General features: G+C 36.6%; 20 protein-coding genes. 5 read left to right on the top strand and 15 right to left on the bottom strand.

The window, feature by feature from the left end:
- Positions 1 to 58 precede the first annotated feature (58 nt).
- The 6 genes from ACTNEP_RS09475 to ACTNEP_RS09500 all read right to left on the bottom strand — a co-directional run bounded on the left by ACTNEP_RS09475 (position 59) and on the right by ACTNEP_RS09500 (position 7,615).
- Positions 59 to 796 (bottom strand): glucosamine-6-phosphate deaminase, encoded by a 738-nt coding sequence (locus ACTNEP_RS09475; RefSeq protein WP_441161657.1) that lies wholly within the window; start codon positions 794 to 796, stop codon positions 59 to 61.
- A gap of 18 nt (positions 797 to 814) precedes the next feature.
- Positions 815 to 3,325, bottom strand: coding sequence for a hypothetical protein (locus ACTNEP_RS09480; protein ID WP_441161658.1), 2,511 nt, complete (start codon positions 3,323 to 3,325; stop codon positions 815 to 817).
- Between the two features lie 9 nt (positions 3,326 to 3,334).
- Positions 3,335 to 4,159 carry a carbohydrate ABC transporter permease gene (locus tag ACTNEP_RS09485; RefSeq protein WP_441161660.1) on the bottom strand — a complete coding sequence of 275 codons (825 nt, stop codon included), beginning with the start codon at positions 4,157 to 4,159 and terminating at the stop codon, positions 3,335 to 3,337.
- Positions 4,160 to 4,161: 2 nt separating this feature from the next.
- A complete protein-coding gene (locus ACTNEP_RS09490; protein ID WP_441161661.1) occupies positions 4,162 to 5,022 on the bottom strand; it encodes a carbohydrate ABC transporter permease in 861 nt (286 codons plus the stop codon).
- A 95-nt stretch (positions 5,023 to 5,117) separates the two neighbouring features.
- Complete coding sequence (locus ACTNEP_RS09495) at positions 5,118 to 6,389, bottom strand: ABC transporter substrate-binding protein (RefSeq protein ID WP_441161663.1); 1,272 nt, start codon at positions 6,387 to 6,389, stop codon at positions 5,118 to 5,120.
- A gap of 89 nt (positions 6,390 to 6,478) precedes the next feature.
- Positions 6,479 to 7,615: an ROK family transcriptional regulator gene (locus ACTNEP_RS09500; protein WP_441161664.1), complete on the bottom strand. Its 1,137-nt coding sequence runs from the start codon at positions 7,613 to 7,615 to the stop codon at positions 6,479 to 6,481.
- A gap of 653 nt (positions 7,616 to 8,268) precedes the next feature.
- Between ACTNEP_RS09500 and ACTNEP_RS09505 the strand changes: the two genes are divergently transcribed.
- The 5 genes from ACTNEP_RS09505 to ACTNEP_RS09525 all read left to right on the top strand — a co-directional run bounded on the left by ACTNEP_RS09505 (position 8,269) and on the right by ACTNEP_RS09525 (position 12,916).
- Complete coding sequence (locus ACTNEP_RS09505) at positions 8,269 to 9,045, top strand: MurR/RpiR family transcriptional regulator (RefSeq protein WP_441161665.1); 777 nt, start codon at positions 8,269 to 8,271, stop codon at positions 9,043 to 9,045.
- 124 nt (positions 9,046 to 9,169) lie between these two features.
- Entirely contained in the window at positions 9,170 to 10,108 is a 939-nt protein-coding gene (gene pfkB, locus ACTNEP_RS09510; RefSeq protein ID WP_441161666.1) for a 1-phosphofructokinase, read from the top strand.
- A complete protein-coding gene (locus ACTNEP_RS09515; RefSeq protein ID WP_441161667.1) occupies positions 10,101 to 11,543 on the top strand; it encodes a PTS fructose transporter subunit IIC in 1,443 nt (480 codons plus the stop codon). Before pfkB ends, ACTNEP_RS09515 begins: the two co-directional genes overlap by 8 nt.
- Positions 11,524 to 11,979, top strand: coding sequence for a PTS sugar transporter subunit IIA (locus ACTNEP_RS09520; protein ID WP_441161669.1), 456 nt, complete (start codon positions 11,524 to 11,526; stop codon positions 11,977 to 11,979). The genes ACTNEP_RS09515 and ACTNEP_RS09520 overlap by 20 nt, the downstream gene beginning before the upstream one ends.
- Positions 11,980 to 12,004: 25 nt before the next feature.
- Positions 12,005 to 12,916 (top strand): class II fructose-bisphosphate aldolase, encoded by a 912-nt coding sequence (locus ACTNEP_RS09525; RefSeq protein ID WP_441161670.1) that lies wholly within the window; start codon positions 12,005 to 12,007, stop codon positions 12,914 to 12,916.
- A 703-nt stretch (positions 12,917 to 13,619) separates the two neighbouring features.
- Here the strand turns inward: ACTNEP_RS09525 and ACTNEP_RS09530 are convergent.
- The 9 genes from ACTNEP_RS09530 to ACTNEP_RS09570 all read right to left on the bottom strand — a co-directional run bounded on the left by ACTNEP_RS09530 (position 13,620) and on the right by ACTNEP_RS09570 (position 22,174).
- Complete coding sequence (locus tag ACTNEP_RS09530; RefSeq protein ID WP_441161671.1) at positions 13,620 to 14,570, bottom strand: D-2-hydroxyacid dehydrogenase; 951 nt, start codon at positions 14,568 to 14,570, stop codon at positions 13,620 to 13,622.
- 69 nt (positions 14,571 to 14,639) lie between these two features.
- Positions 14,640 to 15,290, bottom strand: coding sequence for a bifunctional 4-hydroxy-2-oxoglutarate aldolase/2-dehydro-3-deoxy-phosphogluconate aldolase (locus ACTNEP_RS09535; protein WP_441161672.1), 651 nt, complete (start codon positions 15,288 to 15,290; stop codon positions 14,640 to 14,642).
- Positions 15,291 to 15,305: 15 nt separating this feature from the next.
- On the bottom strand, positions 15,306 to 16,247 hold the full coding sequence (locus tag ACTNEP_RS09540; protein WP_441161673.1) for a sugar kinase: 942 nt from the start codon (positions 16,245 to 16,247) through the stop codon (positions 15,306 to 15,308).
- Between the two features lie 29 nt (positions 16,248 to 16,276).
- Positions 16,277 to 17,557, bottom strand: coding sequence for a TRAP transporter large permease (locus ACTNEP_RS09545; RefSeq protein WP_441161822.1), 1,281 nt, complete (start codon positions 17,555 to 17,557; stop codon positions 16,277 to 16,279).
- Positions 17,558 to 17,588: 31 nt separating this feature from the next.
- Positions 17,589 to 18,080, bottom strand: a complete 492-nt coding sequence (locus tag ACTNEP_RS09550) for a TRAP transporter small permease (RefSeq protein ID WP_441161674.1) — start codon at positions 18,078 to 18,080, stop codon at positions 17,589 to 17,591.
- The gene (locus ACTNEP_RS09555; RefSeq protein ID WP_441161675.1) at positions 18,077 to 19,069 is read right to left on the bottom strand and encodes a C4-dicarboxylate TRAP transporter substrate-binding protein; all 993 of its coding nucleotides are present in this window, start codon (positions 19,067 to 19,069) and stop codon (positions 18,077 to 18,079) included. Before ACTNEP_RS09555 ends, ACTNEP_RS09550 begins: the two co-directional genes overlap by 4 nt.
- Positions 19,070 to 19,094: 25 nt before the next feature.
- Positions 19,095 to 20,348 carry an enolase C-terminal domain-like protein gene (locus tag ACTNEP_RS09560; RefSeq protein ID WP_441161676.1) on the bottom strand — a complete coding sequence of 418 codons (1,254 nt, stop codon included), beginning with the start codon at positions 20,346 to 20,348 and terminating at the stop codon, positions 19,095 to 19,097.
- A gap of 44 nt (positions 20,349 to 20,392) precedes the next feature.
- Complete coding sequence (locus ACTNEP_RS09565; RefSeq protein ID WP_441161678.1) at positions 20,393 to 21,148, bottom strand: SDR family oxidoreductase; 756 nt, start codon at positions 21,146 to 21,148, stop codon at positions 20,393 to 20,395.
- Between the two features lie 15 nt (positions 21,149 to 21,163).
- Positions 21,164 to 22,174: a zinc-dependent alcohol dehydrogenase gene (locus ACTNEP_RS09570; protein WP_441161679.1), complete on the bottom strand. Its 1,011-nt coding sequence runs from the start codon at positions 22,172 to 22,174 to the stop codon at positions 21,164 to 21,166.
- Positions 22,175 to 22,179: the final 5 nt, after the last annotated feature.

The raw sequence follows: 22,179 nt of genomic DNA on the forward strand, positions 1-22,179 counted from the left end.
AGCTTAATTAAATATTACATTGATTTACTGTTAATCGAGCTTAGTTCTAATAAAAAAATCATTTCGAAAAAGCCTCTTCATCCACAACTAATTGAAAATCAGGATGTTTTCGTAAGATACTTGCAGGGCATTGAGAGGATACCTCTTTATAAAGTAAAGATTTTACAGCATCTCTTTTTTTTCTACCATTTGCAAGCGCCATTACTTTTTGTGATTTCATAATTTGATTAATCCCTAAAGTAATTCCCATATGAGGGGCTTTCTGTTTCTCTTTGAAATATTTCTCTCCTACCTTCTGTGTAATCTCATCTAAATGAATCACGTGTGCATTACTTGAAAAATCGACACCTGGTTCATTAAAACCAATATGTCCATTAACACCGATACCTAAAATAACTAGATCCAGACCTCCTATTGCTTCTAGCTCTTTATTAATTCTTGTGCATTCCCCTGCTAAATCTTCTGAGGTGGCATCGAAGGCATGTATTTGATCTTCGGTAATATTTAATGGATCAAACAAATTTTCATAGAGGAAAAACTGACAACTACCTTTATCTTCTCGATCTAAACCTACCCATTCATCTAGTAGAAAAAAGTGACAACTCGAAAGATCTATTTTTTTCTGTTCTGTTAAATGTGACAAATAGTTTAACATTCCTCTTGGGGTATCACCACCAGCAATACACAATACGGAATCTGGCTTTTTGGTAATTTGCTCCACCAGTACATTCGCCGCTAATTGAGACATTTCATCATAGTCATTCGTAACATTCAGTAAGGTATTTATACTTTGCAATTAAAGACACCTCTCCTATTAATAAAAATTAATCTTTCCATCTATTGTTCTAGATTGTATTGTCATCTTTGTATCATTTACTTTTAGATCCTCATCCCAACTAAATGAACATGTTCCTATATGAGGATCTATCCAATAGATTTCTTGTTTATCACTTATCTCCATCTTTCCCTCGATCAGCATACGCTGAAAAGTATCAAAACTACCAAATTCTTCGCTAGATCCCATCCGTACTATCCACAGGTTATTTCTCCCGGGAGAAATAACCTCGCGATTTTTATTCATACCCTCTCCAACAAGTTGTATTCCATTCTGAGCGAATAAGCCAATGTAACTATTACCTTTTTGTAAAAAAATCCACTTATCAACTATCTTCGAAAAGTCAAAAGCAAATAAAGGTGTATAAGCATGAGTAAAATCTACATCATGTTCCTCTTCGATGTTAAATATGGCAAATGCGATGGATTTATATTGAGCTACTTTAGGCAAATATCCATTCCCTGCCCAGTAACTAGGTCTGCCACTACTCTGAACCGATTTTTCTCCTGGATGATTAACCCATACATTCGCTTCTGGACCAATACTCGCTTGTAATACATGCTCCTGATAACCCTTTTCTCCTGGTTTAAAATGTAAAGCAGAAGAAAGCATATATGCGGAGGTTTTATATGTGTACAGGTTAGCGAAATCATCTGGACCTTGTTTATGAAGATACGAAAGAGCATTGCCATTAGGAACAGACAAAAATTTTGAATATTTCACAGGTGGAATATAATCAGAAAGAGATAAAGCAACAGAACCAAATGTTGAATAATTAAGCGCTCCTTCTCCCCAAGCAAGCCAAGCCAAACTAGTAGTTTGAGTATTGTAATTTCCTTTTAACTCTTTCTCATATACACGTCCTTGTGAACATGTTAAAAACCCTTGGTAACTGTTAAGCGCAAGCCATTTAAAAATTTGATCCAATGCTCTTTTTGCATAAGTTTTCAACACACTGGAATCAATGAGATCATATAAGGTAGTTAATCCTATAACATTAATTGGTATATAAGGAGCTGAGTTCCATTCGGATAATCCTTCATTAAAAAATCGTTCAAACCATGCATGCAACCTTGCCTCTCCTCTTTGATAATGCTCCCTCCCTGAAATTCCAGCATTTGTGAAATGTTCATCTGGAAACATTTGACCGGCGAGTATTTCACATGTATGGAACATAAGTGCGTGATTTTCACTAAAAAACCACATGACATCATTACCCGGCTCATCCATCCAATATCTAAAATGAAGGATCATTTGCTTGATTTGATCAATTGTTTTTGCTGTGACGATATCACTCTTATGGTAATCACGTAGAAATCTAAAAAACATGATTAAGCTAAAGTCACTACAATCGCTACGTTCATTGATTTTCTTCATTTCACCTTCCAATATTTCATGAAACATTTTCGGATTTATCTCATATGAGCCAATGTCCTCACTACAATACAAAATTGAAAGCAGTTTATGCATATTGGGTTCACCGTGTAAAGAGGTAAAATCTAAGGCCATTCTTTTTCTATCCTCGATATGATCTGTTTGTAATTTCAAATAAACTTCAGAATATATTTCAATTCCAAAATGCTTTGTTATGCAAATATCGCCAACCATAATCTCCATTTCTATTGCTGTGTAACCAATTTGAAAATTATAAATATCCCCCAGCACTACCTCTGTACTTCCCTGCTTCACATCACATTGAATGATTTGCTTTACACACCTTTCCACTTGCATAGTAGCTTGCAACGAAAAGTGTTGTTCAACGATACGATCAAATTGCAACACAACATTACCACTTTTGAAAGTATCAACTGGAAAATAAGCTCCTTCCAACAATTGTTCTAAATGGATAATTTCAGTAGCAGAATAATTTCCAATCGGCAGTTGAATTTCTAACTCATCTTTACCCAAGTAATCCAACCTAAATGAGAATTTTGTATCTCGTTCTGCAAGGTCATCAAAATAAACTTCTATTTTATTGTTACCTTTTTTCAATGGCAAATGGATGGAAGTATAAGTTAATTGATTACGTGTAAAAGGTTCAAAATGAACTTCTGGATAATTATTCACCCATATTTTTAACCCGCCACATGTAGCTAATGAAAAGCGATACTCCCCCTCTACTTCGCAATTAATTTCCGTATATGCCCTTGATTCAAGGTGGGTAGGAACATTCCAAAAACCTTCTTTTTCAACCAACGGATTACCAAATGGCATGTAAATCAACCATTGTTTAGGAACATCTTTATAGATTTGCACTGCTCCTGGAAATATGTTAGTAGAATCCGTTACAATTGGCTCTTGAAAACTCCGCTCTTTTAAAAATTGTTTTTTGCCTGGAAATTCATGAATAGCGTGTCCCTTCAACAACCAATCATTAATATTTCCCTCTTGGGTTGACTGGTCAAATTGCTTCTTGGTTTCTAGCATTTCGAGAAGCAACCATCGATTTAATGACTCACCTTGTTTTAAAGAATATGTCAATTTATTCATCATATCCCCCTATTCTTTGACACCTGCAGCCATAATTCCCTGCACAAAGAAGCGTTGAAAAAATAAGAAAACGATAATCATAGGTACCATTGTGACAACTGCCATTGCTAAAAGCGGTCCCCAATCAACCGAATACTCTCCAACGAAGTTAGCAATTGCTAACTCTAATGTATACAACCTTGTATCTGAAATAGCAATTAATGGCCATATATAATCCTGCCAGCGCCACATTACAGAGAAAATGGTGAGCGTTGCAATAACAGGAGCAGATAATGGAATAATTACCTTCATAAAAACTTGCCATTCATTGGCACCGTCCATTTTTGCTGCTTCAATCATTTCATCTGGTAATGAAAGAATATATTGTCTAATCAGAAACACGCCAGTTGGAGTTGCTGCTGGTGGAATAATAATCCCCCATATCGAATTATATAATCCTAATGTTTTTAGAACGACAAACATAGGAATCATTAGTGCCTCTAAGGGAATCATTAAAGTAGATAAAAATAAGATCAGTATGAATGTACTCCCTTTAAACCGGAACTTTGCTAAAGCATAGCCAGACATCGTGTTAATGATTAGTGTAAGAGCGGTAGCCACTATCGTAACAAATATGGTGTTAAACAAATAACGACCAAAATTTGCCTCTTTGAAAGCACTAATGTAATTCTCAAACGTAATATCATTCGGAAAGATCGTTGGTGGCCAAGAAAACAACTCTGTACCGGATTTTAGAGAGGAACTTAACACCCATAAAACTGGAAAAAGCATGAATACGGACAATATAATTAATATGGTATAAATGAGCCATTGGGATTTTTTATTTTGTGTCATTGTTATACACGCCCCCCATCACTGATCTTCCATTGAATCAAAGTAATAACTGCCATGATGATAAACAATATCAATGAAAGTGCACTACCAACTCCGAACTCACCTTGGTTGAAACCTACATCATACGTATATTGCACGTAATATTTGGTCGAATTAATTGGACCGCCTCCCGTTAAGGAAACAACTAACGCAAACGTTTTAAAGAATTCAATAAAGCTAAGAATAATCACTAGCAATGTTATCGGTTTTAACATAGGTACCGTTATCTTGAAAAATTTTACCCTGCCGCTTGCACCATCAATATCAGCTGCTTCATAAAGAGTCGGTGAAATATTTTGTAAACCTGCTATAAAAATTACCATAAAGAAACCTACACGTGCCCATATTGTTACAATAATGACGGATAGGTTCGCCATGATTGGGTCTAATAACCAATTAACAGGATCAATTGATATCAAGGAAAGAAGATAATTAATTAATCCAGTGTCTACTTGTAATATCCAGTTCCACATTAGCCCTACTACAATGAAAGAAATCATCACAGGTAAATAGAAAATGGTCCTAAAAAAATTGGTGAATTTAATCTTCCTTGTTAATAGCCACGCTAACCCGAGGGCACTAATTACCGTAAAAGGCACGACTAAGACGACATAAATAAATGTACGTTTTAGCATATCCCAAAAGTTTGAATCCGTCAGAATTTGACGAAAGTTTTCCAATCCGACAAATACAGGACTTGAAATACCATCCCATTCTGTAAAAGAATAGTACACCCCATATATGGCAGGTAAACCAACAAATATACCAAAGATCAGCATATTTGGTAGAAGAAATGCATATGGAACCCACGAGCGTGTTTTCATAAATTTCATCTCCTAACGCTTGCAATCTCTCAGCTAGTATTTAGAAATATGCTTTTCTGATAGAAAAGCATATTTCTTAACCGTACATCTTGCTACTAATCTTCTAATTCTACATTATCTACCACATCATCCATCGCTTCTTGTGGTTCTATATCTCCAGATAAAACTTTCTGGACATTTTCTGTTATCAAAGTCTCAAATGACGGCATATTAGGATTCTCCCAATCTAATGTTGGAAGTTGAGAGGTAACTGCTAACTCATCCGCAAATACTTTCATTTCCTCACTTCTAACTTCATAATCTAATTGCGCATTGTCTACACGAGTACTTAGGAAAGATGATTTTTCTACGAATTCAGCATTCACTTCTTGTGATGCAAAATATAGTAAAAAGTCAGCAACTGCATCTTTATGTTCTGAATCATTAAACCCTACCATTTGTTTACCACCAGCCACTGAAGACCGTTGCGAACCTTCTGGCATATAGGTAACCCCCCACTCAAAGTCGGCATTTTCTTCATAGCTTTGGATATTCCAATTACCAGAGAAATGCATTGCTGCTTGGCCCGATCTAAACAAAGAATTTGGATTTTCTCCCCCCAACCAAATAGAACTAGGAATTAACTCTTGATCATGCAGATCTTTAAAATATTCCAGTGCACCTACTGATTCCGGATTGTTAATTACTAATGATTGTTGATCTTCAGAGAATATACTTCCACCATTTTGATAGATTAATGTAGAGTATCTTGAAGGTGACAAGTCATATGCTAAAGCAAAACGTGCATCACTATTTTCTTTCACTAGAGTCAAAGCCTGCTGAAATTCCTCCCAATCCCATACATCCTCAGCAGATTGTGGAACCTCTACTCCTGCTTGTTCGAAGTGTTCTTTGTTATAAAATAATCCATGAGCTGTTACATCAGTTGGAATACCAAGAATTTTATCGTCTCTTTCAACCGTTGGTATCGCAACATCCACAAATTGATCCAAAAAAGCCTGTTTATCTTCTAAATAAGGCGATAAATCTAACAAGACCTCTTGGACATGATTGACACCTGAAATTCTAGCCAAGTCAGGTGCGTCTCCGCCTGATACTCTTGTTCTGATTCTCGTCAATAGATCGTCATACGGTGTGTCAATAATGTTAAACTTAATATTGGGGTTTTCTTCTGTATATTTGTCTGTTATTTCTTTAAACACCTCTCCCTCATTACCATCACTAAACCAGATAACATCCAAAGTAACTCCCTCTTCACCTTCTTTATCTTCCTCATCTGAGGTAGTACTATCACTATTGTTAGAGCATGCGGATAATAAGATAAAAAGTCCAAGAACCAAAGACAATAAATAAATTTTCTTTTTCATTATTTATTCCTCCCATTAATCATCAATAATTAATCGCTTTCATTTCCTGTAAGGGTAATAAGTATGTGAAAATACTTATTACGTTCCTTTTACAAAAGATTATTTTCCTCTAATTCCTGATAAGCGTAATTGACTGCCCCGATCGCACCTGCCATACTACTCAAGCTTGCTAATTCGATTTTAGTTTTAATTGGTGTTAGTTCATTGACCAATCTTTGAATATGAGGTAAAACTGTTTCCATAGATTCCGATACACCACCTCCTATAATGACCTTTTCGGGATTTAATAAGTTAATGCTATTTACAATTACAACAACTATTTCATCGATAAAGTTATTAATAATCTCAACTGCTTGTGGATGTTGATTCTCGTATTCTCTGAATAATTCTTTTGCTGTATAGTCTGCTGATCTTAATCCTTCACCAGATGCTTTTTGCTCGAACAAACCAAACACACCAGGCTTACTTTTGTATCCGGATCGAATATCTTCTTTTGAAATTTGATAACCGATCTCACCGCTTTTATAATCTGCTCCATATACTAGCTTTCCATTTGAAATAATGGCACTCCCTATACCTGTTCCAATAGCGATAAAAAACATATCATCACTTTTATCACCTGATCCTAGCCATCTTTCTCCAAGTGCGGCACAATTCACATCATTATTGATAAATACGGGAAAAGGAAAAGCGTTTTGCAGGGATTCTCGAACGTTTATATTATTCCATTGTAATGCTGGTGCATCAAACACAATACCAGTTTCAGGATTGGTGAATCCTGGTACTCCTGCTCCTAAAGCAATAATTTGTTCTCTGTCTACTTTAGATTCGATAATGGCTATTTCAATAAGCTCAATAATCTCTTCAAGATTATTGGTTGCTTGTACTCTTTTTTCATATACTTGATCGCCAATTAAATCAGTCATGATGATTTGAATTTTCGAACCTCCTATATCCACACCAATCCCGATTTTGGACCTCGGGTTAAAACGAAGCATAGATCTTCTTCTTCCACCACGTTGGGTAGATTCACCCTTTCCTACTTCTTCTACAAGTTGCCTTGCTAATAGTTCTTCCACAACGGCAGACACAGTAGCCTTGCTCAATTTCAAATCCTTCGCAATTTCAGTACGACTAATCATTTCTGTTGATTTTATTCTGTCTAGAACTAAGGAACGATTAATCTTTTTAATCACATCAAATTTACTTACAGAATTGTTTTCCATATATATTACTCCTAACTAAAATTTCCTAGGTTAGTTTGTTTTAAAATCTAACTAACTTAATAGTAACAGATATCCCCCGAAATGCAAGCGCTTTTTCTGGGGATTCTATTATTTTGTTTGTGCTAACTTTAAAAGCTCTGATTTTTAAAGTTAAGTTTTACTAAATACCAATGGAATAAAATGACCGATTGCATCAATAACCTTTTCATTTAACAGAAAGAATAGCATTACAGTGCAAAATGAAAGAGTGGTGATAAAAACGATACCATCGATGAATAGACATAGGTATTAATTTGCTTATTGTCAACTATGCTTTTCAAGAAAATAATACACTACTTATAGGTCCTTCCTGATAAATGGTGCTATCTGCTTCCATTCTTTCCATTAACATGATTCAATTAGAAATATATTATCCTTTTATCAATGTAAAACTCTGTAATGTTTACTGAAAGGAGCAGTGTCCTTTTCTATAAAGTTGAGATTATGGATCAGTAGAGCGTTTTTGTTCCTATCTGATCATTGATACTTATCAGGGTGTTATTTTCCCGTTCTCCGCGCTTAGCTTTCTCGTGTTACTTGCAACTTGAAGTGAGGAGCCTTGCAGAAGATTAGCACCGTATTAAATGGTATCTAAAACGTAAGGAGGTTAACTCATGAACAACATATTATTTGATATTCCAGCTAACACTTACAAAACATTAAGTGATACAGAAAAATATTTACTCGAATATATGCATAATCACTTAGATGAAATTTCATCTATGTCGATTGTCAAATTAAGTGAACATGCTAATGTATCGACAGCTACCATCGTAAGACTCATGAAAAAAATAGGATATGACGGCTATACTTCATTTAAATACAGTCTAAAAGAAAAAGTGAAGCTGTCTGACGAAAACAATGAAATGGAAAATATTGATCAGAAGATTAAACACGCTATTCAAAAGAATGAGCATGAAGTTATTAAAACGATTCAATTACAAAGTATTGGGCAAATTGAAGATGCTGTCCAAAAGATCCATGATGCGGAGAAAATTTTCGTATTTGGTCGTGGGTTCTCTGAAATGATTGCAAAAGAAATGACGATCAAACTACAGCTAATGGGGAAAAATTGTGAGGAACATACTGACCCGAATATTATCCGAATAAAATCAAGAAGTATACAACCCAATGAGATAGCTATTTTTGTTTCACTAAATGGCGAAACAGAGGAATTAGTAGAGGCTTGTAAAAACTTAAATATTAGACAAATTACCACCATCACTCTCACAACAAGAATGGAATCCAGTCTTGGGCAGATGTCAGAGATGACGTTTGTTGGCTATAAAGGGGCCCAGTCCTATTTTCCGGATTATGAGGTTCGTTCTCGTTTACCTTTGAGCGTTATCTCCAGAATATTGTTAGACGCATATGCAATACGAATGCTATAAAACTTGGCAAATACGCCAAGTTTTTTTCTTTTACAACAAGCGAAAACCTTTACATATCCTGAAAACATTTACAACACATCCTGTGTCATAATGAAATTAACAAGACAACAAGGTAGGTGAGCACATGATATATACATTAACACCAAATCCAGCTATTGATCTGTATGTTGGATTAGACCAGTTAAAACCAAACGTCGTGAATCGAACATCTGAAGAAGACTATCAGCCAAACGGCAAAGCAATTAATGTATCGTTTATGCTCAGTAAGTTTGGAATTACTAATACTGCCATGGGCTTTATCGGAGGTTTTACTGGAGAATTTATCGAACAAGAACTACAGAAGCTTTCCATTAACACAACAATGGTTTATGTAGAAGGGATTACGAGAATCAATCTATTCGCTAACGCAGATCAAGAATACAAAATTGTCAACAAAGGGCCACTGATATCTAAGGCGAAAAGGACAGAAATGCTCGACAACATCAAGAATATACCAGCTAACAGTACACTATTTGTCTCAGGTAGTTTACCGAGAGGTATCGAAGATGATTTTTATATCCATATCGCCGACATATGCCATCAAAAAAAGATTAAACTAATTTTAGATATTAGTTCACTTGCTTTATTAGATTGCTTGAAATATGAACCATTACTAATTAAACCTAATGAAGACGAACTTGCTTCTTTTTTTCAATTATCACCAGCAGATCTCAATGAGAAGAAAATCATCGAACTAAGTAATAAACTTTTGAAAATGGGAGCTCAGCAAGTACTCATTTCTAGAGGAGAAAAAGGAGCCATTTACACTTCTTCTCAACGGATTGTGAAAGTAAGCTCGGCTAAAGGACAAGTAGTAAATACGGCTTGCGCAGGTGATGCTATGTTAAGTACTTTCATTGGGAAGTTAGAACTTCAGCATTCGTTAGAAGATGCTTTAATCTATGCCTCTGCTGCAGGAGCAGCTACAGCTTTCAGTAAAGGACTTTGTAGCCTTTCACATATGGAAGCACTTATACCAGATATTGACATACAGGAATTAAAGGAGGAGAGCTTATATGGCTAAAATTAAAATTGTCGCAGCAACAGGTTGTCCAACAGGTATAGCACATACTTTTATGGCAGAAGAAGCTTTAAAGAAAGCAGCAAAGAAGCTTGGGGTCGACATTAAAGTAGAAACACATGGCCAAGTCGGAGTTGAAAATGAGCTTACCAAAAAAGATATTGCTGAAGCTGACGGGATCATCGTTGCAGCTGATAAAGATGTCTATACGTATCGTTTCCATGGAAAACCAACAGTAGAAGTAACAGTCGCAAAAGGTATTCATGAAGCTGAACAATTAATTCAAACAATTATTGACGGGAAAGCAACCGTATTCAAAGCAAAGAAAAGTAATACCACCGAAGAAGACGAAAATGCATCACAAAAAAGTAATCATTCATTAGCTCATACCATTTACAAACATCTGATGAACGGTGTTTCCCACATGCTTCCATTTGTCGTAGGTGGCGGGGTTTTGATAGCACTATCATTTTTATTCGGTATACATTCTGCTGAACCAGGCCATCAGAGTTATAGCCCTATTGCAGCCACTTTAAATGACATTGGAGGGCTTGCCTTTCAAATGATGGTGCCAATACTGGCAGCATTTATCGCCGAGTCTATCGCTAAGCGACCAGGAATGGTAGTTGGTTTTATCGGTGGTCTGATTGCAAGTAATGGCGGAGCTGGATTCCTAGGAGGTATTGCCGCTGGTTTCCTTGGTGGTTTTATTATTGTCTTACTAGGGAAGCTACTAGAAAAGATGCCAAAATCTCTAAACGGATTGAAATCGATCTTTTTATATCCTTTAATTGGTATCCTGTTAGTCGGTGTGATCATGACTTTACTAGTAGAACCAATGACAACAATAAATGAAGGCATGATAACTTTCTTAAGCAATTTCCAGAATGCTAACCCAATTTTACTTGGTGTAATTGTTGGCGCTATGAGTGCCTTTGACATGGGTGGTCCTGTCAATAAAGCGGCCTATGTAACAGGTACGGCTTTACTTGGAGAAGGTAACTACTACTTTATGGCAGGTGTATCTGCTGCTTGTATTACACCACCACTTATTACAGCATTTGCAACGCTATTTTTCAAAAAATATTTTAATCAAGCCGAGCGCAATGCTGGTGGAGTTAACTTTATTCTTGGATCTACTCATATTACAGAAGGTGCCATCCCATTTGCAGCCAAAAACCCTATTGTTGTAATTCCAATATTAATGATTGGTTCCTCTGTATCCGCTATTCTGACATATATGATGAACATTGAAGTTCCAGCTCCACATGGTGGATTCCTTGTATTACCAGTCGTAACAGGAGCTATACAATGGGTAATTGCTATATTAGCAGGTTCCATAGTTGGGGCATTAATCTATGGCTTTTATAAAAAACGTAGTTATTTAAAAGATCAACAAACGAAAGGTGATGAAGAAGATGGACAACACATTGCTTGATATCAATCAAATCAAACTAAAACAAAAACTGACAACACAGGAAGAAGTATTCCGACTAATCGCAACGATTGCTGTTGAACAAGGGGTTGCTTCAGATCCTGATGAGGTAATAGATGGATTACTGAAACGTGAACAAGAGAGTACAACAGGCTTTCAAGACGGATTCGCGATTCCACACGCACAAGTCGATACCATTAAACGACCTGCAATCATTGTTGTATCTTCGAACGCTGGGATAGAATGGAATGCTTTAGATGGGAAACCAGCTACCTTCTTTATCGCGCTATTAATCCCAAAACAAGAAGCAGGTACGACACACATTCAAGCACTAGCTTCTATTTCAAGAATGTTAATTCATGAAGAAAAACGTGAAGCACTAGCACAAGCTGAAAACACAACAACTGTAATGGAAGAGCTCTCAGGAGCATTTGCATAATAAATTTACCTAGGGGGAGAATCATATGACACTCGTATCATCCACACCAATGCTACAAGAAGCTAGAAAGTCCGGTTATGGAATTGTCGCTTTTAATGTTCACTCATTCGATATGCTTTACTCAGTTGCCGAAGCAGCAGCGGAGATAGATGCACCTGTTATTATTCAAACAACTGTTGGAACAGTTCAAAATTTAGGACCTGATAGTATTGTAAAAACAGCACTTGCAGCATCTGAAAAATATGATATTCCAATGGCACTTCACTTAGATCATTGTACAGATATAGAAGTAATCATTCAGTGCATTCGTGCAGGTTACACTTCTGTCATGATTGATGCTTCCATGTATCCATTTGAAGAAAATGTACGTCTTACAAACCAAGTGATGGATATTGCAAAACATATCGATATTAATGTAGAAGCTGAACTTGGAAAAGTAGGTGGTGTAGAGGACGATATAGTCGTTTCTGAGAAAGATGCAGAAAAAGCAGTACCAACTGAATGCAAGGAATTTATTCATAGAACAGGTGTACCAACATTAGCCCCAGCAATCGGAACAGCACACGGCATTTACAGTGGTGACCCGGATATCGACTTCGACCGTATTGAAGAAATCGCTAACCTTGTCGATGAACCACTTGTTCTACATGGTGGATCTGCTATACCTGAAGATGATGTAAAACAATGCATATCATTAGGGATGACAAAGATGAATGTATCGACAGAATTAAAAAATGCATATTCGGAAGCTATTAAAGAACATTTTTCAGAAATGCCAGATTCTTTGGATCCTAGAAAATATTTAGCTAAGGCAAAAAATGTTGCGAAGGAATTAGCCAAGAAGAAAATGATACTAGTTGGCTCCGCTGGAAAAGCATCAGAAATAAAAGGACAGGCATATCCGAATCAATATAAATTAGATTCATTACGGGTATAATGATTAACATTGAACGATGTACTCGATTCCCACCAAAACAAGAACATCCACTTTGATGTTCTTGTTTTTTTGTTTCATTCATTATGTGAACATGTAAAAAATTTTGAGGCTACTTAGCTAAGAAGAATTTCGTCTAGATTCGGAGCTTCCTAAAATACATTAACTTATGTAGAGTAGTAGTTTTTTCTATTTCTCTACAATCATTAGTAACTATCATCTTATTTGGATACAATAACAAAAGAGATAAAATAAACCACATTGTATCATTGTTGTTTTTATGACATTTTGTAATGACCTTGCTCAGAAATGTACAATTGATAACACAGATATTGTAGTTGGCGCTACAAAATATATTATTATCTCTACATTAGGTTACCTTGAAGTCCATGCCTATTCCATCATTGGCTAAATAAGTACCATTCCCTCGACTTATCCACCTAATTTGGTACTTATAACAGTTTTAAGTACCAAGTTCATGGAATGTCGGGGCTATTTTGGTTCTTATAAAACCTACAGGGATTATATATGTGCACCTCATATTTACTAGCGTTTCATATGGCACTAAATCCTATTTTAAAAAAGACAAAAAGACAAACTTAATCATCTGTTTACGCTTTTACATTTGTCTCTAAAACTAACACAACAAGCAAAAAAGCCACCTACCAAGGCGTTTCACAATCCGGCAAGTGACATCCAATAATAACTAGTAACCCTTTAGAGTGTCTACTACGTTATGCAAAGCTTTACCATTTTTCTTATATTCCTTTAAATTCTCAGTAAATATATCTAAAGCTCTGTTATGATAGTGTGGTGAGACTCCTGATAAATGGGTCGTTACCGTTATATTTTCTTCTTCCCAAAAAGGATGATCTAAAGGAAGAGGCTCTGTCTCAAAAACATCTAAACCAGCATGAGCTATTTCTTTATTACGAATAGCCTTCAAAATATCCTCACCTCGAACTGCGTCTCCTCTCCCTATATTAATAAAAACAGTATGATTAGGCATTAACTCAAAATGCTTATACTCAAAAAAGCCCTTAGTCTCAGGTGTACTTGGCAGTATAGAGACAACGAAGTCAACCTCACTGAAATATTTGTCCATTTCATCTCGTGTTATATTATGGTCAAAGTAACTAACTGCTTTACCACTTCGTGAAACACCTATTGTTTTGATATCAAATGCTTTAGCTACCTTCGCAATTTCTTCTCCTAGAGCGCCAGTACCAGCAATAAGCATCGTTTTCCTCGTAATTTCCTCCATATGAATATCTCTGGTCCAAACCTTATTTTTTTCATTATTAAGCAATACTTTTCCTTGTTTATAGGTTAACAACATCATAAACAGGACATATTCTGACATGGGTGCTTTGTGTATTCCTTTGGCACTTGTTACGAGGATTCCTCTTTTATGTAATTCTTCAAAAGGAAGTTTATCAATGCCTGCTGCAATAACCATAACCCATTTTAAATGTGGGGCATTACTAAGTACCTCTTCAGATACATCCTCGCCATAAGTAATCAGAATATCCATTTCTTCCAAGTACTCTTTGGCTTCTTGCATATTATCACAGAAAATGAATGTATCTTCTGGGAAAGCTTCTTTTAATTTCAACTGATTTTCTATTGGCAATTTTGCTGATGATAGAATGTACAACTGTATTCCTCCTCTTAATAGTAGCTCTGATCCTATATTTTACTATATATAATCTTTCAAAAGTTAAAACTAACGCTGTCTTACTTCCTTTACAACCTTAACAAACTCACTTGCTTTCCTTTCAATTTCCGCAAAGTCTCCTCTGTTCAATGCTGCTTTATCTACTAAACTTCCTCCTAAACCAACAGCAAAGGAGCCTGCTTTTACGAATTCAGCTATATTATTTATATCAATTCCACCAGTAGGAATGATAGAGATTTGAGGTAAAGGCCCTTTCAAGCTTGAAATAAAGGAAGGTCCAACTGAATTTGCTGGAAAGACCTTCACTATATCGGCACCACCTTCTATTGCGGTTAATGCCTCTGTTGGAGTGAAAACACCAGGCATAGATAACTTCCCATTTTGCAATGTGGCGGTAACTACATCAACATTTAAACAAGGGCTAACAATAAATTCTGCCCCATTGTTTATCGCCTGCTGTGCTGAAGAAGCATTCAACACTGTTCCCGCACCAATTAATGCTTTATCACTGAATTTTCTGTTTAGTTCATTAATAGTTTCAAAAGCATCTTGGGCGTCAATTGTTACCTCTAGCGTGTCTATCCCATTTCTAATTAAGGATTCTACCAGTTGGAGTACTTTATCCTGTGGGACTTTTCTAATGATTGCTACTAGTCCATTATTTTGGATGTGTTGCATATTGCTTAATTTATTATTCAATGGATTCACCCCAATCTATCGTAATAATTGTTTATTGCCTTGTGATTGAATCTGATCGAGAAGTGGATAGCCCTCAACGTCTCCTTCTACCTCTAATGCGTAAGCACCTATTCTATTTCCAAGTTTCACAGCTTCCGAATAACTCCAACCATTAAGAAGACCCGAAATAAATCCTGCAGCAAAGCCATCCCCTGCTCCCACTGTATCTACAATATTTCTGACTTTATAACCAGATACGTAAGCACTTTCATTTCGAGTCGCATAGAAAGCTCCTTCTTCACCTAGTTTAATCACTACAACTTCTGTTTCGTATTTTAATAGGTCGTTGGCAATATCTTCTGGAATTATTTTATTTGTTAATAATTGCCCTTCTTCTAGTCCAGGCATCACGATAGTAGATTGTTTGGCTATTTCTACTAATACCTCCCTGGCTGCTTTAGAAGACCATAACTTTAACCTTACATTTGGATCAAATATTATCTTTTGGCGATTTTCTTTAGCTAGCTTTAACATGGTGAACACTGCCTCTTGCGCAGAATCACTTAAAGCAGGTGTTATTCCGGTCAGATGAAGATATTTGGCCTTTGCTATATATTCATGATCCAACTCCTGTTTACTTATTGAACTAAATGCAGAATTCTTTCGATAGTAATAAATAGCTGGATCGGAGTTAGGACGTCTTTCTTTAAAGAAAACAGATGTAGGTAATTCATTATCAAATGTAACTTGTGAAACATCCACGCCTTCACTTCTAATGAAATTTCTAACATATAGCCCAAATTCATCATGACCTAGTTTACTTATCCATCCGGTTTTATGACCTAAACGTGCTAACGCTATAGCTACGTTCGATTCTGCCCCGCCTATCTTTCTGCTAAATCTTTCGGCAAAACGGAGTGGACCAGTAGAGTCTGGTATAAATAACACCATACTTTCTCCTATTGTAATAAGATCCAAAAAATTACCCCCTTATATGCCACTAATAGTTAATTTTTTATGGAGAGTAAATCCGGTAAAAAGAGTATAATTTGCGGAAATACTGCCATCAAAACGATGAGAATGACCGATGCTAAGAGAAATGGAAAAGCCCCTTTGGTATAATCTACAATTGTAGTTCTACTAATGGATAGAACAGCGAACATGGTAACACCTAGCGGAGGTGTCATACCTCCTAATGTTACAAGAATAACCATCAATATTCCGAAATGGACTGGATCGATACCAGCTTGTTCAATAATAGGAAGAAAGATTGGCGTCAACAACAAGTTATTGGCTGTTGCCTCCATAAACAAACCTGCTATAAACACAAACAACAGAATAATAAATAATAATAAGAGTGGCACTTCAGTGATACCGGTTATGAATTGAGACATAGTCCTTGGTAAATTTTCAAAAGCAATCACATAACTGAAGATAGAAGCAGCCGCAATAATTAACATAATCATACTATTGTCGGTAACTGCATCACTTAAAGCTTTCTTCAACTTGGGTAAATTCAACTCTTTATGTATAAAAGCACCAACTAACATGGCGTAAACAACTGCTACAGCTCCCCCCTCAGAAGCAGAAAATATCCCAAAACGAATCCCGACAATTAAAATTACCGGAAATAATAATGCCCAAAAACACTCTTTAAAACTTTTCATTAATTCTCGTAAGGAAGGTTTTTGATATTCAATCTTTTGGTCATAACCATTCTTTTTGGCTACAAAATAAACAGAAACCATTAGTGTGATAGTCAATAAAATACCTGGTACTATACCTGCAATGAACAATTCATTAATAGATACTCCGCCAATAAATCCATATAGGATAAGGCCTATACTAGGTGGAATAGTGGCTGTGATTAAAGAGCTAACTGCAATAATACCAATAGAGAACCCTTTTGAGTAACCTCTTTTTTCCATATCTAGGATTAAGATTCGACTCTGCATTGCTGCATCGGCTGTCGCAGAACCAGAAATCCCGCCCATCATCGCACTTAATACAATAGTGCAATGGGCCAAGCCTCCGATTAAGTGTCCCGTCAATATATTCGCGAATTTAATTAACCGACTGGTAATACCGGATACATTAAGAATATGTCCTGCTAACACAAAAAAGGGAACAGCCAGCAATGGAAATGATTGTGTACCTGTTGCAAATTGTTGTACAGAAAGAATGTTTGGTAAGTTAGGTGATAAGATAAAATATGTTGCACTTGAAATCCCAATAGCAAAGGCAACGGGCATATTTAAAAAGAGTAACAAGAAAAAAATTAACAGCATTAATATCACGGTCTCACCTCCTACACCAAATTTAGTTTTTTATCTCTTTTACTTTTGCTAGCATCTGCCCAGAGGCAGTTACTAACATTAGTAAGCTGCCTACTGGTATAGATAATGTAATGAACGAATATCGTATACTGGTTCCACTTATTATTCGCCCAGTATTGGACGTAACCATTTCTGTACCGAAATACAATAAGTAGATTAAAAATAAAACAATTAAGGTACTCATTAATATTTCGATAGCAACTCGCACCTTCTTATTTACTAACTGTGTTAATGCATCGATACCGACATGTGCTTTTTTACGCAACGCCTGATTAGCTCCTAGAAATGTAACCCAGATAAAAAACAACTGAGCTACTCCAACGGACCAAGTGGTAGGGCTTCCAAATGCACGAAGGATAACTTCCATAAATACCAATCCGACTAGTAGTAGCAGAATAATATTGGTAAAATATGTTTCAAAGCTAATCCAGCCTAACTTTATCTTTTGGTATATGCTTCTATCCTTTGCGTTCACTTTTCCAACACTCCATGCACTTCATCCCTTAATTCTTCCATATCTAGTGATTGATAAACTTCATTTGTTAATTGCTCAAATTCAGCCCTATCTACCTCATGAAATTCAACACCAGCTTCTGTCATCAGTTCCTCGTATTCCTCAGATTTTTCTAAAGCTATTTCTGACGCTGTTTCTCCTGCAGCTTTAGCTTCTTCCAGCACGATAGTTTGGTATTCCTCTGGTAAACTATTAAACCAATCAGCGCTAACAATCAATCCTGAGACTAATTGATAGTGGTTCGTTTTGGCAATATGATTGATCACTTCATACATGCTCGATTCATAGATAGCTAAATTATGTGCTTCTACCCCATCTATAACTCCTTGTTCAAGTCCTGGATAAGCTTCTGTCCAAGGCATACCACTAGGAGCCCCTCCCATAGAGGATATTGTAGCGTTTACAATTTCTGCTCCACTTGTTCTAATAACGTTTCCTGATAAATCTTCTGCTGATTCAACCTTATTAATTGTTGCTATATTTCTTCCACCCAATTGGAAGTTAAATGAAAGAATCCTGATACCTTGATCCATAAATTCCTCTACCCATTGTTGATAAAGATCTGTTTCAGTAAACTTCTCGATTTCATCATAATCAGTAAACATATACGGTGACTGTATAATAGAAAACTCCTTCTTAAGATCTCCTATTTGTGCCGCATCAGTGATAGTACCAACACTTGTACCTACAGAAGCTTGCTCGATTAGATCTGGAACACTTGCTAACTGGTCACTATGATATGTCTCTACTGCAATGGCACCATCCGTTCTTTCTTCAACAGCCTCTTTAAACTGAACAATGCCTTCATATTCAGCATTTTCAGAGTTTTGCGTAATACCTATCCGTAATATATATTCCTCATCGTTCCCGCCCTCATTAGCCTGGGAACTACATGCACTTAATACAACTAACACGAACAATAATTGGATAAATATCATTTTTTTGATCATAAGTCTACCCCTTTATTTTAAATTATTAAGGTTTTACCGAAGTTCCATCAGGAGTTCTTGCTAATGTCCACTCTGGCAATTTTCCGTGAGGAGGATACTTTTTAGCTTCCTCTTCATTGAAGTCAATTCCTAAACCTGGTTGATCTGTTACATAGGCATAACCATTCTTCACAACAGGTCCACCTGGAAATACACTTTTTAGTTCTTCATTCATTGGTGTCCATTCTTGAATACCAAAATTGGATATCGCGAAATCCAAATGAATATTTGCTGCAGTTCCTACTGGGGAAAGGTCACCAGGTCCATGCCAAGCCGTCCTCACTCCATACAATTCACCAAATGCAGCTAGCTTTCTTGCAGGCGTGATCCCCCCTATTGCACTTATATGTGCTCGAATAAAGTCAATTTGTTGGTTAACTATTAAGCTTTTCCAATCATTTGGATGACTAAATAATTCTCCCATAGCGATAGGAGTGGAAACTTGTTCTCTTAACATTTTCAACCATTCTGTATGTTCAGGAGCAAATGGATCCTCTAAATAGAATAAATCATAGGATTCCAATTTCTTAGCAAGGCGAATTGCTTCAATTGCAGGGATTCTTTCATGAATGTCATGAATCAACTCCACACTATTTCCTAATGTAGACCTCAAATGTTCAAATAAATTAGAGATTTTTTTGGCATATGCTTCAGGATCAAAGTATTGACCAGGTCTACTATTTTCTGGGGACCTTTTCCCGCCTAAGTCCTTTGCCTGCTTCATTTTCTTTGAAATCAACCCTGTATCATTAGTACCTGCTCCACCATACATTCCCATTTGACATCTAACATATTGAAAGCCTTCGTCCATGATCGCCCTGACATTCGCTTCTACCTCTTCGTATGTAGCTCCATCGGCATGACGGTAAAGTGCTACTCCATCTCTTGCCTTTCCTCCTAGTAAGGAATAAACAGGTAGATCTGCTAGCTTACCTTTAATGTCCCATAAAGCCATATCGACTCCAGAAAGGGCGTTATTCATTACTGGGCCATTTCTCCAGTAAGCGTTAACATTTGCGCTCTGCCAAATATCTTCTATTTCAGACGGATCTTTCCCAATAAGAAAAGGTTTTAAGTAATCCTCAATGGCATGCTTCACTGGGTAAATTCGTTGCGTAAATGTCGCACATCCTAATCCATATAACCCCACTTTATTGGTCTTCACTTTAACTACTACCAAATCAATATTGTTTGGAGCTGTTAAAAACACTTCTACATCTTTTATCTGTAAATTTTTCATTTGTTCACGTCCTTTTACAACTATTAGATATCCATTACTTATCTCTATCTCCCCAACCAACCACCATCAACAGCTAGGAGATGACCATGTACATAATCTGATGCGGATGAAGCTAAGAAAACAGCCGCTCCTTTCATATCATCTGGTTCTCCCCATCTACCGGCAGGAATTCTATCTAAAATTTGTTTACTTCTTTCAGGGTCATTTATTAGTGCTGTATTCATATCTGTAGCAAAATAACCAGGAACAAGTGCATTTACGTTCACTCCAAGAGAAGACCATTCATTAGCCAATTCTTTTGTCAATTGCCCAACAGCACCCTTAGCAGCAGTATAAGCTGGTACAAGAATACCGCCTTGAAAAGAGACTAAGGACGCAACATTAATAATTTTGCCTTTCCTTTGTTCGGTCATTATCTTCCCTGCTTCTTGACATAAAATCCAAACAGATTTTAGGTTCACCTTTATAACTTCATCCCACTCTTCTTCTGGAAATTCTACAGCAGGATATCTACGCTGAATTCCAGCGCTATTAACAAGGATATCTACTGATCCCATTACAGATTTCACTTCAGGAATCAGTTCTCGAACCCGTCCTAAATCGCCAAGGTCACCATTGAAAATTTCACATTTTACTCCGAGCTTTTCAATTTCTTGCTTTGTTTCTTCATTACCAGATCGTTGAATTAACGCAATGTTAGCCCCTACCTCTGCAAGTCCTATCGCAATAGCTTTTCCAATCCCTCTTGTCGCACCTGTAACGACAGCTACCTGATCATGTAAATCAAATGATGCCTTCATCGTCCAACATCTCCTTTATGAATAATATAAAACTTTCATTGATTCTGTTGAGCTTGTCATTAACTCAAAACCCTTATTAAATTCTTCCAATGGGAGTTTATGGCTTATTAGCTTTGATACATCTACTTCCCTTTCACTCAACAGTGTTATTGCTTTATTAAAGTCTTCAGCTGTAAAACAGCGTGTTGTTGTTAAGGATATCTCTCTATAGTGCATTTCCGCTAAATTAACTGTTGGCGGCTGCTTATAAACACTTACTACAACTATTTCTCCTTGTGTTCTAATAGCGTCTATCATTTGATTTGCTGTGATTTGATTACCTGCCACTTCAAAAACAACATCAGCTCCTATTCCGCCTGTGTGTTCTTTCGCTACTTCCTCTGCTTTACCAACACGAGCGTCTACAGCATGAAAGCCATAAGATTCAGCCAATTGCAACCTATAGTCACTTACATCGGAAATGATGATTCGTTCAGCACCAGCTTTTTTGGCAATCATGCCAATTAGCATACCTATCGGTCCTGCACCGAGAATTACTACATTATCACCAACTTTAAGTTTAGAACGTCGAACAGTATGTATTGCCACAGAAAGTGGTTCTATTAGAGCTGCTTCCTCATCCTCAACAGTTTCTGGAAGAGGAATTAAGTTTTTAATAGGGACACTAACATACTCAGCAAAGCCACCATTCATATCGATACCTATATACTTCAGGTTATCGCAAACATGGTATTGACCAGATTTACAAGCTACACATCGCCCACATGAATTTAAAGGATTAATAGCAACCCTATCTCCCTCTATTAATCTCTCATTAGGTTCCATTTCTTCTATTACTCCCGAAAACTCGTGTCCCATCACCAATGGAGTCGTCGCTCTGGGATGTAAGCCTGAATAAATCATCATATCTGTCCCACAAATTCCAGCATATGAGACTTTCACAATAGCCTCTCCGTCTTCCACAGTTGGAGATGGCATTTCTTTAACAGCTAATTGTTTAGCCCCTAAATAGACACCTGCCTTCATATTCT

This window comes from Gracilibacillus sp. HCP3S3_G5_2 (assembly GCF_052063305.1).
Taxonomy (GTDB): domain Bacteria; phylum Bacillota; class Bacilli; order Bacillales; family Amphibacillaceae; genus Gracilibacillus.